Genomic DNA, 13,447 nt, shown 5'->3' on the forward strand with positions numbered 1-13,447 from the left:
CCACCCCGATTTTCACGCACGGCACGGGCGTCACGACAGAGTCATTGGGGACTAGGCTAGGCGCCCGCGAGGTCACCCCATCGAGTGCCAAAGCGCCTGCCTCGGCCGAACACGACACCCGAACGGATGGCTCTGCCGCCTTTCGCGCGCTGCCGCACCTAAAGTGTCGCCGTGGGTCCAGAGGGGGCAGTGCGGCCGCCGGCGTACCAGACGCTCGCCGAAGACATCCGGGCCGAGATCACGTCCGGGCGGCTCCGGCCGGGCGAGCGGTTGCCGACCGAGCCGCAGCTGTGCGTCCGTTCCGGGGTGAGCCGCAGCACCGTGCGGGAGGCGCTCCGCCTGCTCTCCAGCCAGCACCTCATCGTCACCACACGGGGCGTGACCGGGGGCAGCTTCGTCGCCCACCCCAGCCCGGAAGTCCTCTCCGACACGCTCACCACCGGGCTCAACCTGCTGATCAACACCTCCACGGCGGGGTTGCGCGACCTGCTCGAGGTACGCGAGTCGCTGGAGGTGCCGGCGGCCGCACAGGCGGCGCGGCGGCGCGGTGCGGAGCACCTGGCCGATCTGGAGGCCGCGCTCTTCGACCCGGAGCGGACGGACGTGCCGGGGATGCTCGCCGCGCACCGCGCGTTTCACACGGCGCTGGTCGCCGCTACCCGCAACCCGCTCTTCGAGCTGCTCAGCCGCCCGCTCTACCAGGTCTCCAACGAGCGTGACGTGGCCGCGGGGGCGCCGGCGGGCTTCTGGCGCCAGGTCGACGCCGACCACCGGGAGATCCTGCGTTTCGTCAAGGCCCGGGACGCCGACGGCGCGACCAAGGTCGCGCGCGAACACATCAGCTTCATCCGGACCGCGCTGGCACCGCAGGACGCTCCCCGCTGACCCACGCCGCAGAGGCCGGTCGGGCACGCTTGGGCCGGCAGCGGCCTGCAAAACCTACGGAGAACGGCGCGTCAGCAGGCGGATCGAGGCGCGGTGGCCTTCGACGGCGGCGGAGGCGGCCGTCGTGAGCGCGGTCAGGACCTTCCACGCGAAGGAGGACTCGGCCGGCAGGCGGGCCCCCCGCACCGTGTTGACCGCGACCTCCACGCTCAGCGCGTCTTCGGTGACGGAGAAGCGGCACTCCAGCTCGGCGTCGCGCCTCGCGATCGCCAGCAGCATCGCGCACGCCTCGTCGACCGCGATCCGCAGGTCTTCGATCTCGTCGAGCGCGAAATGCAGGCGCGCGGCCAGGCCAGCCGTCGCCGTGCGCAGCACCCCCAGGTAGCCGACGTCGGCCGGCACGGTGAGCAACACGACGTCGTCTTCGATCACCGGCTCCACATGCACAGTCAGCTGACTCACCCCGCCCAGCGACTCTACCGGTTCACGGTCGATCGGCGGGTTCCCGCATCCCCAGTTTGTGAAGGGCTGGCCCGGAAAGGCGGTACGGGATCCACTCGTCCATGGCAGCGGCGCCGAGCGCCCCGTAGAAGTCGCGGGCCGGATTCCAGTGCAGGACCCACCAGTCGAGCCGCTGGTACCCACGGTCGGCACAGATCCGCGCGAGGGTGGTGAGCAGCAGCCGGCCGGCCCCGGTGCCACGGGCCTCCGGGCGGACGTACAGGTCCTCCAGGTGGATCCCGTGCACGCCTTCCCAGGTGGAGAAGTTGAGGAACCACAGCGCGTATCCGACGACCTGACCGCCCCGTACGGCGACGTGGCCGAAGAGCGCGGGCTGGGGCGCGAAGAGGGCGGCCCGCAACTGCGGCTCGGTGAGGTGGCACTGCTCGGGCGCCCGCTCGAACTCGGCCAGCTCGTGCACCATCGTGACAACGGCCGGCACGTCGTCGGGACGCGCCGGCCGTATCGTGATCTCTGAGGGAGCTGGCGTCACGCCTGCTTGGTCTCCCAGAAAATCTTGGAGATCTCCTCGATCTTGCCCAGCAGCTCGTCGGCCTTGGCCGGGTCGGCCGAGCCCTTGGCGCCGGCTGCGCCCGCGAGCTTGGTGGCCTCGTTGAAGAGCTGGTGCAGGTGCGGGTACTTCTCGAAGTGCGGCGGCTTGAAGTAGTCGGTCCACAGCACCCACAGGTGGTGCTTGACCAGCTCGGCGCGCTGCTCCTTGATGATGAGGCAGCGCGTGCGGAACTCGGGGTCGGTGTTCGCCTGGTACTTCTCGGCGATCGCCTTCACCGACTCGGCCTCGATCCGCGCCTGCGCCGGGTCGTAGACGCCGCACGGCAGGTCGCAGTGGGCGCTTACTACCGTGCGCGGAGCAAGGATGCGTGGAAGTCGCATAAGGACCCTCCATGACGTTTGCGATGATCCGGGAAAGACCCTACTCCTCGTCCGACTGCCCCGAGCGGGAGAGGTGAAACACACATGGCATTCGCCGTACTCGTGCGGGGGCCGTCAATGGTGCCCACACTGCGCGACGGCGACGCGTTGATCGTGCGGCGCGGAGGCCGCGCGGTGCGCCCCGGCGACATCGTGGTGGCGAGATTCCGATCCCGCCCCGACCTGCTCGTGGTCAAGCGCGCGGTCCGCGCACAGGACGGCGGTTGGTGGATACACGGAGACAATGACCTGGTCAAGGATGATTCCCGGGCGTACGGGGTAGCAGACGTGGTGGGTCGGGTGGTGGTGCGCTACTGGCCCCGGCCGGGGTTTATGCTCAAGTTTCGGACCGGGTGACCCCCGCACCGCGCGCCGCCCCCTCGCGCACCCAACGTCGCGTGCAGAGCAGGGCGGGCCGCACCGTTCGACGCCAGGCGCGAGCGATGGATACACACGTGGGGAGTCATCGCATGTCACCGTCCTCTTCGGATCCCGTTTTCGAGCTGCACCGCGGCGGCAAGATGGCCGTCGCCGCCACCGTTCCGCTGACCAGCCGCGAGGATCTCTCGCTGGCGTACACACCCGGCGTGGCCCGGATGTGCGAGGCGATCGCGGCCGAGCCTGACCTGGCCGACGAGTACACCTGGGCCGGCCACACCGTCGCGGTCGTGACCGACGGCAGCGCCGTGCTGGGCCTGGGCAACATCGGACCGCGCGCCGCCATGCCGGTCATGGAGGGCAAGGCGGTGCTGTTCAAGCAGTTCGGCGGCGTTGACGCGGTGCCGATCTGTCTCGACACGCAGGATGTCGACCAGCTCGTCGCGGTCGTGACCGCGCTGGCGCCCTCGTTCGGCGGGATCAACCTGGAGGACATCTCGGCGCCCCGGTGCTTCGAGATCGAGCGACGGCTGGACGAGGCGCTGCCGATCCCGGTCTTCCACGACGACCAGCACGGGACGGCGATCGTGGTGCTCGCCGCGCTGCGCAACGCGATCACCCTGCTCGACCGGAAGATGGACGACCTGCGCGTGGTCGTGAGCGGCGCGGGCGCGGCCGGGGTCGCGGTGACCAAGATGCTGATCGCCGGTGGGGTCGACGCCGACCGGGTCGCGATCGCCGACTCGCGCGGCATCATCCACGGCGGGCGGAGCGACCTCACCCCGGTGAAGGCGGAGCTGGCGGCCACCACCAACGGTGCGTTCGGCCACGGGCCGGTCGTCACCGGAGGTATCGAGGAGGCACTGGCCGGCGCGGACGTGCTGATCGGCGTCTCCGGCGGTCAGATCCCGGAGCGGGCGGTGGCCGGCATGGCACCGGAGTCGATCGTCTTCGCGCTCGCCAACCCGACTCCCGAGGTGCACCCCGACGTCGCGTCCAAGTACGCGGCGCTGGTCGCCACCGGGCGCAGCGACTTCCCCAACCAGATCAACAACGTGCTGGCGTTCCCGGGCGTCTTCCGCGGCGCCCTCGACGCGCGGGCGACGACGATCACCGACGGCATGAAGGTGGCGGCGGCCGACGCCATCGCCGGCGTGGTGGTCGACGCGCTCCGGCCGGACGCGATCGTGCCCTCGCCGCTCGACCCGCGCGTCGCGCCGGCGGTGGCCGAGGCGGTGGCGGAAGCCGCCCGGCGTGACGGAGTGGCCCGCGCGTGACGGTTGTGGCCTCCGTCGCCCAGTGCGGCGGAGGCGTCCACCTGCCGCCACGCCTTTGCTAGCGTCACGATCATGCGTGCCGCCTACGCCTCCGCGTTCGACGACGACAACCCACTCGCCGTGCTCGGCGTGGGGGAGCGGCCCGAGCCGGCGCCGCCCGGCCCGGACTGGGTAACGGTCGAGGTCAGGGCCAGTTCGCTCAACCACCACGACCTCTGGTCGCTGCGTGGCGTGGGGCTCTCCGCGCAGCAGTTGCCGATGATCCTCGGCTGCGACGCGGCGGGCGTCGACCCGTCCGGCGCGGAGGTCGTGGTGTACCCGGTCATCGACGACCCGGGTGACCCGCGCGGCCACTCGATCCTCTCCGAGCGCTACCCCGGGACGCTGGCCGAGCGGGTCGCCGTACCCCGGGCCAACCTCGTGCCCCTGCCTGCCGGAGTGTCCTTCGCCGACGCCGCCTGCCTGCCGACGGCGTGGCTGACCGCGTACCGCATGCTCACCACGCGGGGCCGGGTCGGCGAGGGCGAGGCGGTGCTGGTGCAGGGCGCCGGCGGCGGTGTGGCGACCGCGGCGGTGGTGCTGGCGGCGGCCCTCGGCAAGCGGGTCTACGCCACGAGCCGCGACGCGGCCAAGCGCGAGCGGATCGCCGAGCTCGGCGCCACCGCGCTGGAGCCCGGCGCGCGCCTGCCCGAGCGGGTCGACGTGGTGATCGAGACGGTGGGCGCGGCGACGTTCGACCACTCGCTCAAGTCCACCGCGCCCGGCGGTCGCATCGTGGTCTCCGGCGCCACGTCCGGCCACGAGCCCAAGGTCAACCTGCGTCGTGTCTTCGCGATGCAGTTGGAGATCCTCGGCACATCCATGGGTACCCCCGACGAGCTTGCCGGCCTGCTCGCCCTCTGCCAGGAGCGGGGCATCCGACCGGTGGTCGACAGCGTCCATCCGTTTTCGTCGGTGGAGGAGGCGTTTGCCCGCCTCCACTCCGGCGAGGTCTTCGGCAAGGTGGTCGTCGACCACACGCGCTAGCCGCGCGTACGGTGGCGGGGCCGCTCATCCGAGCTGGTTGTCGAGGCGGGCGAGCCCGGACGCCCCCGCGTCCTGAGGCAGCCGGCGCTTGGCGTCCGCGTCCTGGTAGAGCGACCAGCGCCAGAAGTCGAGTGTCGCGCCGGCCACCACGTCGTACGCCCGGTTGCCCGTGTCCAGCAGCGTCTGCCCGTGATCGCCGCCGGGCAGCGTGAGGAACGCCTTCGGCCACGGCACGCTGTCGTAGGCGGCCTTGCCCGAGGCGTACGAGACGACCGAGTCCCGCTCGCCGTGTACGAACAGCAGCGGCGCCGGCGGTCCGGTGAAGCCGAGGCCCACGCCCAGCGCGCTGCCGGCGAGCACGATGCCCGCGTCGAGGCGCTCGTCCCGGGCGACGCTGAAGAGGCCGACCGTGGTGATGCCGCCCGCCGAGTGCCCCGCCGCGGCGACGTGGTCGGTGGCCAGCCGCCCGCGCAGCACGTCGCCGGCCCGCCGGTCGAGCGCGAGGACCTGGGTAAGTACGTACGAGGCGTCGGCCGGCTGGTTGATCACGTCGAGCGCGTCGAACCGTTCGGCGTCGCGGCTGGTGTGCGGGTACACGGGCGCGGCGACCACGAACCCGGCCGACGCCCAGTCCGCCAGCAGCGGCGCGTAGTCGGCCGGGCGACCCTTCAGCCCGTGGCTGAAGAGGATCACCGGGAAGCGGCCGGTGGCGGCGTCGGGGTACCAGATGGTCACCGGAAGCGGGCGGCCCTCCCGGTTGAGGCTGAGCTGCCGGGTCTCGACGCCGAACGTCTCGGCCGGGGCCCGACCGGTCGCGGCCGGCGCGGGCGCCGTCGTCGTCGGTGCCGGCGTGCCCGTCGGCGATGGTGCCGGAGTGCTCGCCGGTCGCGGCAGGGACACCGAGCAGCCGGCGAGGAGAAGCACCGCGACGAGCAGGGCAGTACACCTAGCGCGCAACGACGCCTCCCGCGCCCACCAGCCGGACCAGGTCGGGCAGCACCGTGCCGAGCGGCGCGTCGAGCGTGAGCGTGGCGTATCCGTCGCCGCGCGTCACGCCGCGGTTGACGATCGCGACCGGGATGCCCAGCTTCGCCGCTCGCAGTACGAACCGCCGGCCGGACATGACCGTCAACGACGAGCCGAGTACGAGCAGGAGCCGGGCGTCCTCCACCAGCGCGAAGCTCGCGTCGACCCGCGGCCGCGGCACCGTCTCGCCGAAGAAGACCACGTCCGGCTTGAGCGTGCCCCGCCCGCAGGCGCGGCAGCCGACCAGCCGGAACCGCTCCACGGCCGCCTCGGGCAGGTCGACGTCGCCGTCCGGATTGACCGCGATCACCTGGGCGTGGAACTCGGGGTTGACCAGGCGCAGTCGCCGGTCGAGGTCGTCGCGCCCGGTGCCGTCGCCGCAGTCGAGGCAGATCACCCGGTCGAGGTTGCCGTGCAGCTCGATCACCTCGGCGCAGCCGCCCGCCTGGTGCAGGCCGTCGACGTTCTGCGTGATCACGCCGCGCAGCAGCCCGCCGGCATGGAGGTCGGCGACCGCCCGGTGCCCGGAGTTGGGCGCGGCGCGGGCGATCGTGCGCCAGCCGACGTGGCTGCGTGCCCAGTACCGGCGGCGGGCGGCCGGGTCGCCCGTGAAGGTCTGGTAGGTCATCGGGGCGCGCCGGACCTGCGCGCCGTCCGGTCCTCGATAGTCCGGAATGCCGGAGTCGGTGGAGAGCCCCGCGCCGGTCAGGACGGCGACGCCACCTTCCGCGACCATCTCGGCCAGCCGCTCGGTCCCGTCGATCACCCATCCATGGTGCCTCAGCGTCCGCGCGCCCCGCCCCGCTTCGCGGCGCCTGGTCAGCGACCTCGGCGAGCCTGGCCGAACATCGCGGGCCGGGGCGAGCCGTAGAGCGTCCACCGGAGGAAGTCGAGCGTGGTCGCCACCACCTCGGCGAACCCGGGCCGCCCCGGGCTCAGGTAGGCACCGTGGTCTTGCCCGGGCAGCGCGAGGAACGCCTTCGGCCAGTGCACCCGGTCGTACGCCGCGCGGGCCGCCTCGATCGGCACGGTCGGGTCGTCGGTGCCGTGCACGAAGAGCATCGCGGCCGGCGCACCGGCGAACGCGCCGGCCATCCCCGCCCCGGCGATCACGATGCCGCCGCGCAGCCGCCGGTCGTGGCCGGCGGTGAAGAGCCCGGCCGTGGTGTAGCCGCCGGCCGAGTGCCCCGCAGCGCCGATCCGCCCGCCGTCGAGCCGGCCGGCGAACGCGGCGAGCGCCAGCACCTTGCGCACCACGTACCACGCGTCGGCGGGCTGGTTGCGCACGTCGGCACGGCTGAAGCGGGGGGCGCCCTCGCGGGTCCGGGGGTAGGCGGGCGCGGCGACCACGAAGCCGGCCGAGACCCAGCGGCTGATGATCTCGGCATGGTACGCGGGGAGGCTGTGCAGCCCGTGGCTGTAGATCACGAGCGGGAAGCGCCCGGCCGCGACCGGAGCGTCCCGGCCGGCCTGTACCGCCGGGTACCAGATGGTGGTGGGCAGCGGGCGGGCCGGCCCCCGGCTGAGCGCGATCATGCGGACCCCGACCGGAAACGGCACCTCCGGAGGAGGCACGTAGGAAGCCACATAAGTAGCGGCGTGTGGCGCCGAAACGCCACACGCCGCCGAAGCGAGCAGCAGGACCACGCCGACGAGCCCCGCTGTGAACCGCTTCATGTTTTGACGGTACGGACGGACCGCCGTACGGGGGCCGGCTTTCCGGTTCCCGTACGGCGGCCGTCAGGACGCAGTTCAGTTGTGCGAAAGGCGCGGCAGCCAGCCGAGCCAGCGCGGCAGGTACCAGTTGCGCTCTCCGAGCAGGGCCATCACGGAGGGGAGGAGCACCGCCCGCACGATCGTGGCGTCGATCAGCACCGCGATCGCGAGCCCGAAGCCCATCTCCTTCATCGCGGTCAACGGGGCGGTGGTGAAGAGCGCGAAGACCGCCACCATGACCACCGCGGCGCTGGTGATCACGCCGGCCGTGCTCTGGATGCCGCGCGAGACGGCGAGCTTGGTCGGCCAGCCCCGGTCGTACCCCTCGCGGATCCGGCTCAGCACGAACACGTGGTAGTCCATCGAGAGGCCGAACAGGATCACGAAGAGGAACAGCGGGATCCAGCTCGTGATCGTGCCGCGTTCCTGGAAGTCCATCAGCCCCGAGCCCCAGCCGTGCTGGAACGCGAGCACCAGGGCGCCGTACGCGGCGGCGACCGAGAGCAGGTTGAGCACGATCGCGGTCACCGCCACCACGACCGACCGGAACGAGACCAGGAGCAGGACGAACGCCAGCCCGAGCACGAACGCGAAGACCAGCGGGACGCTCCGGGTGAGCGCGTGGTTGAAGTCGACCGACTGGGCCGCCCCGCCGGTGACCGCCACCTCGGCGCCGTCGACGCTGCCGAGCGAGCCGGGGATGACGTCGTCCCGCAGCGTGCGTACCGCGTCTTCGGAGACCTTGTCGGTACCCGTGCCGGAGAGCCCGATGCCCACGCGGGCGACGGTCCGGTCGGGGTTGACCTCGACGGTGATCGGCTCGTGCAGTTGGCCGGTGGCCAGCGCCTTGACCTTGAAGTCGGCGATCGCCGCGGTGACCGCGGGGCCGGTGACGTCGGGCGCCTTGATTACCACGGTGGCGGGGTCGGCGCCGCCGGGGAAGGCGGCCTGGACCTGGTCGTACGTCTTGATCGCGGCCTTGTCGTGCTTGACCCCCTCGATGCCGTCCGAGGCGGGCCGCATGCCCAGCGCCGGCAGCGCCAGCGCGATCAGCGCGCCCGCCGCGAGCGCCGCGGAGATGCCGGGGCGGCGCAGCACGACGCGGAGTACGAAGCGCCAGAACCGGCCGTTGGACTGCCGCCGGTACAGGCCCGGGATGCGGCCGAGGTCGACCCGGTCACCGAGCTTGGCGAGGATCGCCGGGAGCACCGTCAGCGAGCCGATGGCCGCGACCGCGACGACGAGGATCGTACCGGTGGCGAGGCTGATGAACGTGGTGTCCTGGGTCAGGAACATGCCGGACATCGCGATGACAACGGTGATCGCCGAGATCAGCACCGATCGCCCGGAAGTGGCGGCGGCGGTGGCGAGCGCCTGCTCGGGGCTGGCGCCGGCGGCCCGCTCCTCGCGTTCCCGACGGATGTAGAAGAGGCAGTAGTCGACGCCGACGGCGAGGCCCATCAGCAGCATCAGGTGGGTGACGGTGGTGTCCGCCGGGAAGAGGCGCGAACTCGCCGCGAGCAGGCCGAGCGACGCCAGGAACGCGGTGACCGCCAGGCCCAGCGGGATCACGGCGGCCAGCAGCGCGCCGAACGCCACGAGCAGGATGCCGAGCGTCACCGGGAGGGAGAGCATCGACATCGTGGCGAGCGCGCCTTCGACCTGCGAGTCGATCGCCTCGTCGACGCTGACCTCGCCGGTCTGCGCGATCATCAGGTCGGGATGCCGCTCCTGCACGCCGCTCACCGCGTCGTGCACCGGTTCGATCCGGTCGGCGGCCGTCTCCGGGTCGCCCTTCATGGCGAACGTGACCAGCGCCGACCGCCCGTCCTCGGAGACCGCGTCGGTGTTGACGTTCTCCACCTGCCCGGTGGCCTCGACGGCGGCGGCGACGTCGCGGACCGCGGTCTGGAACTCGATCGAGTCGGCGGTGAGCGTGCCGCTCTGCACGATCACCATCTCGCCGGCCCGATCCGGGAAGCCGGCCGCGTCGATGATCTGTTGGGCCCGCTTGGATTCGCCGTTGCCGTAGTCGCTGTCCTCGGCGCCGATCGTGCCGATCACGGCGCTGAGCGCGGTTGCCACGACCACGAAGAGGAGCCAGCCGACAATCGCCGTGGCCCGGTGCCGCGCGCTGAAGCGGGCGATGGTGGCGGCCAGGTTGCGCGGCCGCCGGTGACTGGTCAGGTTTTCGTCCGGCCTGATGGCGGGCGGTCGCAACATGGATGTGGTCATGCCGATGACGCTATGAGCGGGGCTGATCCACTTCGATCCAGCGCGCACCCCACTTTCCGGTGGGGCACACCGCGCCTTCGTGGTAGGGGCAGCCCTACCACGCTATGGTCATGGCCATGTCTGACGAGTACGTGGACCCGAGTGGCAATACGGAGGCGTTCCGTTCCTTCGCACAGAACGCGGACGCGGACGCGGCGCCATCCCGCCTGCCGTTGATTGTCGGCATCGCGGTGCTGGCGGTCATCCTGATCGCACTAGTGGCTTACCTGGCCGTCGGCTGACGCGCCCCCGCCGGAGATCACACCGCGCGCCTGCACGGCGATCTCCAGCTCTTCGTCGGTCGGCACCACGCAGACCGTGACCGGCGCACCGTCCGGCGAGATGATCCCCTCGCGCACGCCTTCGTTGCGCTTCGCGTCGACCTCGATGCCCAGCCGCGCCATTCCGGCCAGGGACTCGGCACGCACCGCCGCCGCCCGCTCGCCCACCCCGGCGGTGAAGGTGATCGCGTCCAGCCGTCCCAGCAGCGCGTAGTACGCGCCGACGTACTCCTTGATCCGCTGGCAGTACACGGCCAGGGCGAGCGTCGCGGCCGGGTCGCCGGCGGCGCGTCGGCTCAGCACCTCGCGCATGTCGCCGGCGCCGGCCAGCCCTTTCAGGCCGCTGCGGTGGTTGAGCAGGTCGTCGAGGTCGTCCACGCGCAGCCCGGCGGTGCGGGCCAGGTAGATCAGCGCGCCCGGGTCGATGTCACCCGAACGAGTGCCCATCACCAGTCCTTCGAGTGGCGTTAGTCCCATCGAGGTGGCGACCGACCGTCCACCCTCGACAGCGCACGCGCTGGCCCCGTTGCCCAGGTGCAGCGTGATCGTGTTGACCGTCTCCAATGGACGCCCGAGGAGGGCGGCGGTGCGGCGCGAGACGTACGCGTGCGAGGTGCCGTGGAAGCCGTACCGGTGTACGCCGTGCTGCCGCGCCAGCTCGGCGTCGATCGCGTACGTGGCCGCCTCCGGCGGCAGCGTGCGGTGGAACGCGGTGTCGAAGACCGCCACCTGCGGCACACCGGGCAGCAGTTTGCGCGCCACCTCGATGCCGGCCAGGTTTGCCGGATTGTGCAGTGGCGCCAGCGGGATCAGCTCGCGTACGGCGTCGACGACCTCGTCGGTCACCAGAGCCGGCTCGCTGAACCGCAGTCCACCGTGGACGACCCGGTGCCCCACACCGTCGAGCCCGGACAGGTCGAGCCGCCGGGTCACCTCGGCCAGTGCCGCGTCGTGGTCGGTGACCCGCTCGACGATTCCCTTGTCTACGACCGTGTCGCCGTCGTACAGCCGGTACTTGACCGACGACGAGCCGCTGTTGAGCACCAGGATCTTCATGACGCCGCCTGGATCGCCGTGATCGCCACGGTGTTGACGATGTCCTTGACCGTGGCGCCCCGGCTCAGGTCGTTGACCGGCCGCCGCAGCCCCTGCATGACCGGGCCGACCGCCACCGCGCCGGCCGACCGCTGCACCGCCTTGTACGTGTTGTTGCCGGTGTTGAGGTCCGGGAAGATGAAGACCGTGGCGTAGCCGGCGACCGTGCTGCCGGGCAGCTTGGTGCGGGCCACGTTCGGGTCGATCGCCGCGTCGTACTGGATCGGCCCCTCCACGGGCAGATCGGGGCGGCGCTCCCGGACCAGCGCGGTGGCCGCCGCGACCTTCTCCACGTCGGCGCCGGTGCCGGACGCGCCGGTGGAGTACGACAGCATCGCGACCCGCGGCTCGATGCCGAACCGCGCGGCGGTCTCGGCCGACGACAGCGCGATGTCGGCGAGCTGGGCGGCGTCGGGGTCGGGGTTGACGGCGCAGTCGCCGTAGACGAGCACGCGGTCGGCGAGCAGCATCAGGAAGACGCTGGAGGCGACCGACACGCCCGGCACGGTCTTGATGATCTCGAACGCCGGCCGGATCGTCGCCGCGGTCGTGTGCGTGGCGCCGGAGACCATGCCGTCCGCCCGCCCGGTGTGCACCATCATCGTGCCGAAGTAGCTGACGTCGCGCACCACGTCGCGGGCCAGGTCGAGCGTGACGCCCTTGTGGCTGCGCAGCTTCGCGTACGCCGCCGCGAACTCGTCCAGCCACGGGCTCGCCGCCGGGTCGACGACCGACGCGCCGTCGATGGCGAGCCCGAGGTCCTTGGCCTTGCGGGCGATCTCGTCCGGGTCGCCGAGCAGCGTGAGACCGGCGACGCCCCGGCGCAGCAGCGTCTCGGTGGCGCGCAGGATCCGCTCCTCGGACCCCTCCGGCAGCACCAGGTGGCGGCGGACCAGCCGGGCGCGGTCGATCAGCTCGTACTCGAACATCAGCGGCGTCATCCGGGGCGCCCGCGCCACGTCCAGCCGCCGCATCAGCTCCTCGCTGTCCACACTGGACTCGAACGCGCCGATCGCCGCCTCCACCTTGCGCGGGCTGGCTGCGGAGGGGCGCCCCTCGATCCGCCCGACCGACTCGACCGTGTGGTAGCTGTCGGCCGCCACCGAGAGCACCGCCAGCCCGGCGCCGAGCGACTCCACGAGGCGCATCGCGCGCGGATCGGGCCGTACGCCGAGCGTCAGCACCACGCCGGCGATGGCGGGGGAGCCCGCGGCCCGGGCCGCACCGGCCGCGACCAGCAGGTCGTCGCGGTCGCCCGGCATGATCAGCAGGCATCCGTCGGTCAGGTGCCCGAGGACGAGCGGCACGTGCGCGGCGCCGACCACGAAGTCGAGCACGTCCCGGTCGAGCGCGGCGTCGTCGCCGGCCAGCCGGGTCGCGCCGAGTGCCGCCGCCACCTCGGCCACGGTCGGCGCCGAGACGGTCGGGACCTCGGGGATCGCGTACGCCGGCACGGGCAGCTCCGGCATCACCGTGCCGGGCGGCACGCGGTTGGCGATCACGGCCAGCACCGTCGCGCCCAGGTCGCGCAGGCTGTGGTATCCGCCACCGGCCGCCGCCGCGATCTCCGCCGGCTCCCGCTCCAGCCCGTCGACCACCGCCACGACCACGCTGCCGAACTCGTTGGCCAGCCGCGCGTTGAATGCCATCTCGTCGGTCTCGTCGTCGGCCCGCAGCCCGTTGCCGACGATCACCATCGCCTCGTGGCGCCGCTCCACCTCGCGGTAGCGCCCCACGATCAGCGCGATCAGCTCCTCCCGCCGCCCGCTGGTGAGCAGCTCACCCGCTTCGGCGTACGTCGCGCCGTACAGCTCCTCGTACGGGTCGCCGATCCGGTAGCGCTCGCGGAGAAGATCGAGGATCGGGTCGTGGCCGGTGGTCTCACTCCCCGCGGGGGAGCCTGCCGGCCCGGGGGCGAGTGGGCGGAACACACCGATCCCCTCGACCTGGCGGGACAGCAGCTCGGCCAGCCCGAGCGCGATCGTCGACTTGCCGCCGCCCGGGCCGAGGCCGGCGACGTAGACGCTTCGTGTCACCGCCCCAGTCTGTCGGGTC

14 protein-coding genes are annotated in these 13,447 nt (G+C 72.3%); 5 read left to right on the top strand and 9 right to left on the bottom strand.

The window, feature by feature from the left end; genetic code table 11:
- The first annotated feature begins 171 nt into the window (after positions 1-171).
- Complete coding sequence (locus tag ACFFIA_RS23255) at positions 172-885, top strand: FadR/GntR family transcriptional regulator (protein ID WP_377253742.1); 714 nt, start codon at positions 172-174, stop codon at positions 883-885.
- Positions 886-939: 54 nt separating this feature from the next.
- On the opposite strand, the gene ACFFIA_RS23260 is transcribed toward ACFFIA_RS23255, so the two are convergent.
- From ACFFIA_RS23260 to sodN, 3 genes are read right to left on the bottom strand one after another with little or no spacing between them, the layout of a single operon-like run.
- Positions 940-1,347: an ATP-binding protein gene (locus ACFFIA_RS23260; RefSeq protein WP_377253743.1), complete on the bottom strand. Its 408-nt coding sequence runs from the start codon at positions 1,345-1,347 to the stop codon at positions 940-942.
- A 22-nt stretch (positions 1,348-1,369) separates the two neighbouring features.
- Positions 1,370-1,879 (bottom strand): GNAT family N-acetyltransferase, encoded by a 510-nt coding sequence (locus ACFFIA_RS23265; protein ID WP_446686980.1) that lies wholly within the window; start codon positions 1,877-1,879, stop codon positions 1,370-1,372.
- The gene (gene sodN / locus ACFFIA_RS23270) at positions 1,876-2,280 is read right to left on the bottom strand and encodes a superoxide dismutase, Ni (RefSeq protein ID WP_377253744.1); all 405 of its coding nucleotides are present in this window, start codon (positions 2,278-2,280) and stop codon (positions 1,876-1,878) included. Before sodN ends, ACFFIA_RS23265 begins: the two co-directional genes overlap by 4 nt.
- A gap of 84 nt (positions 2,281-2,364) precedes the next feature.
- Between sodN and ACFFIA_RS23275 the strand changes: the two genes are divergently transcribed.
- The 3 genes from ACFFIA_RS23275 to ACFFIA_RS23285 all read left to right on the top strand — a co-directional run bounded on the left by ACFFIA_RS23275 (position 2,365) and on the right by ACFFIA_RS23285 (position 5,000).
- Positions 2,365-2,676, top strand: coding sequence for a S24/S26 family peptidase (locus ACFFIA_RS23275; RefSeq protein ID WP_377253745.1), 312 nt, complete (start codon positions 2,365-2,367; stop codon positions 2,674-2,676).
- 113 nt (positions 2,677-2,789) lie between these two features.
- The gene (locus ACFFIA_RS23280; RefSeq protein WP_377253746.1) at positions 2,790-3,974 is read left to right on the top strand and encodes an NAD(P)-dependent malic enzyme; all 1,185 of its coding nucleotides are present in this window, start codon (positions 2,790-2,792) and stop codon (positions 3,972-3,974) included.
- Positions 3,975-4,046: 72 nt separating this feature from the next.
- Positions 4,047-5,000 (top strand): zinc-binding dehydrogenase, encoded by a 954-nt coding sequence (locus ACFFIA_RS23285; RefSeq protein ID WP_377253747.1) that lies wholly within the window; start codon positions 4,047-4,049, stop codon positions 4,998-5,000.
- 24 nt (positions 5,001-5,024) lie between these two features.
- On the opposite strand, the gene ACFFIA_RS23290 is transcribed toward ACFFIA_RS23285, so the two are convergent.
- From ACFFIA_RS23290 to ACFFIA_RS23305, 4 genes are all read right to left on the bottom strand, one after another.
- Complete coding sequence (locus tag ACFFIA_RS23290) at positions 5,025-5,957, bottom strand: alpha/beta hydrolase family protein (protein WP_377253748.1); 933 nt, start codon at positions 5,955-5,957, stop codon at positions 5,025-5,027.
- Positions 5,947-6,762, bottom strand: coding sequence for an NAD-dependent protein deacetylase (locus ACFFIA_RS23295; protein WP_377253878.1), 816 nt, complete (start codon positions 6,760-6,762; stop codon positions 5,947-5,949). Before ACFFIA_RS23295 ends, ACFFIA_RS23290 begins: the two co-directional genes overlap by 11 nt.
- An 83-nt stretch (positions 6,763-6,845) precedes the next feature.
- Positions 6,846-7,703 (bottom strand): alpha/beta hydrolase family protein, encoded by an 858-nt coding sequence (locus ACFFIA_RS23300; protein ID WP_377253749.1) that lies wholly within the window; start codon positions 7,701-7,703, stop codon positions 6,846-6,848.
- Between the two features lie 75 nt (positions 7,704-7,778).
- Entirely contained in the window at positions 7,779-9,977 is a 2,199-nt protein-coding gene (locus tag ACFFIA_RS23305; RefSeq protein ID WP_377253750.1) for an MMPL family transporter, read from the bottom strand.
- A gap of 116 nt (positions 9,978-10,093) precedes the next feature.
- On the opposite strand from ACFFIA_RS23305, the gene ACFFIA_RS23310 reads away from it, so the two are divergent.
- Positions 10,094-10,258 carry a hypothetical protein gene (locus ACFFIA_RS23310; RefSeq protein ID WP_377253751.1) on the top strand — a complete coding sequence of 55 codons (165 nt, stop codon included), beginning with the start codon at positions 10,094-10,096 and terminating at the stop codon, positions 10,256-10,258.
- Here the strand turns inward: ACFFIA_RS23310 and ACFFIA_RS23315 are convergent.
- Together ACFFIA_RS23315 and pta are read right to left on the bottom strand one after the other, a co-directional pair.
- Positions 10,232-11,353: an acetate/propionate family kinase gene (locus tag ACFFIA_RS23315; RefSeq protein WP_377253752.1), complete on the bottom strand. Its 1,122-nt coding sequence runs from the start codon at positions 11,351-11,353 to the stop codon at positions 10,232-10,234. The genes ACFFIA_RS23310 and ACFFIA_RS23315 overlap by 27 nt on opposite strands.
- Positions 11,350-13,428 (bottom strand): phosphate acetyltransferase, encoded by a 2,079-nt coding sequence (gene pta, locus ACFFIA_RS23320; protein ID WP_377253753.1) that lies wholly within the window; start codon positions 13,426-13,428, stop codon positions 11,350-11,352. The genes ACFFIA_RS23315 and pta overlap by 4 nt, the downstream gene beginning before the upstream one ends.
- Positions 13,429-13,447 lie beyond the last annotated feature (19 nt).

The organism is Phytohabitans kaempferiae, from assembly GCF_042433955.1.
Lineage (GTDB): Bacteria > Actinomycetota > Actinomycetes > Mycobacteriales > Micromonosporaceae > Phytohabitans > Phytohabitans kaempferiae.

Coding starts and splice junctions, on each gene's coding strand:
- ACFFIA_RS23280 (WP_377253746.1), top strand. CDS start 2,790: ATGTCACCGTCCTCTTCGGATCCCGTTTTCGAGCTGCACCGCGGCGGC.
- sodN (WP_377253744.1), bottom strand. CDS start 2,280: ATGCGACTTCCACGCATCCTTGCTCCGCGCACGGTAGTAAGCGCCCAC.
- ACFFIA_RS23285 (WP_377253747.1), top strand. CDS start 4,047: ATGCGTGCCGCCTACGCCTCCGCGTTCGACGACGACAACCCACTCGCC.
- ACFFIA_RS23310 (WP_377253751.1), top strand. CDS start 10,094: ATGTCTGACGAGTACGTGGACCCGAGTGGCAATACGGAGGCGTTCCGT.
- ACFFIA_RS23315 (WP_377253752.1), bottom strand. CDS start 11,353: ATGAAGATCCTGGTGCTCAACAGCGGCTCGTCGTCGGTCAAGTACCGG.
- ACFFIA_RS23295 (WP_377253878.1), bottom strand. CDS start 6,762: ATGGTCGCGGAAGGTGGCGTCGCCGTCCTGACCGGCGCGGGGCTCTCC.
- ACFFIA_RS23305 (WP_377253750.1), bottom strand. CDS start 9,977: ATGACCACATCCATGTTGCGACCGCCCGCCATCAGGCCGGACGAAAAC.
- ACFFIA_RS23300 (WP_377253749.1), bottom strand. CDS start 7,703: ATGAAGCGGTTCACAGCGGGGCTCGTCGGCGTGGTCCTGCTGCTCGCT.
- ACFFIA_RS23275 (WP_377253745.1), top strand. CDS start 2,365: ATGGCATTCGCCGTACTCGTGCGGGGGCCGTCAATGGTGCCCACACTG.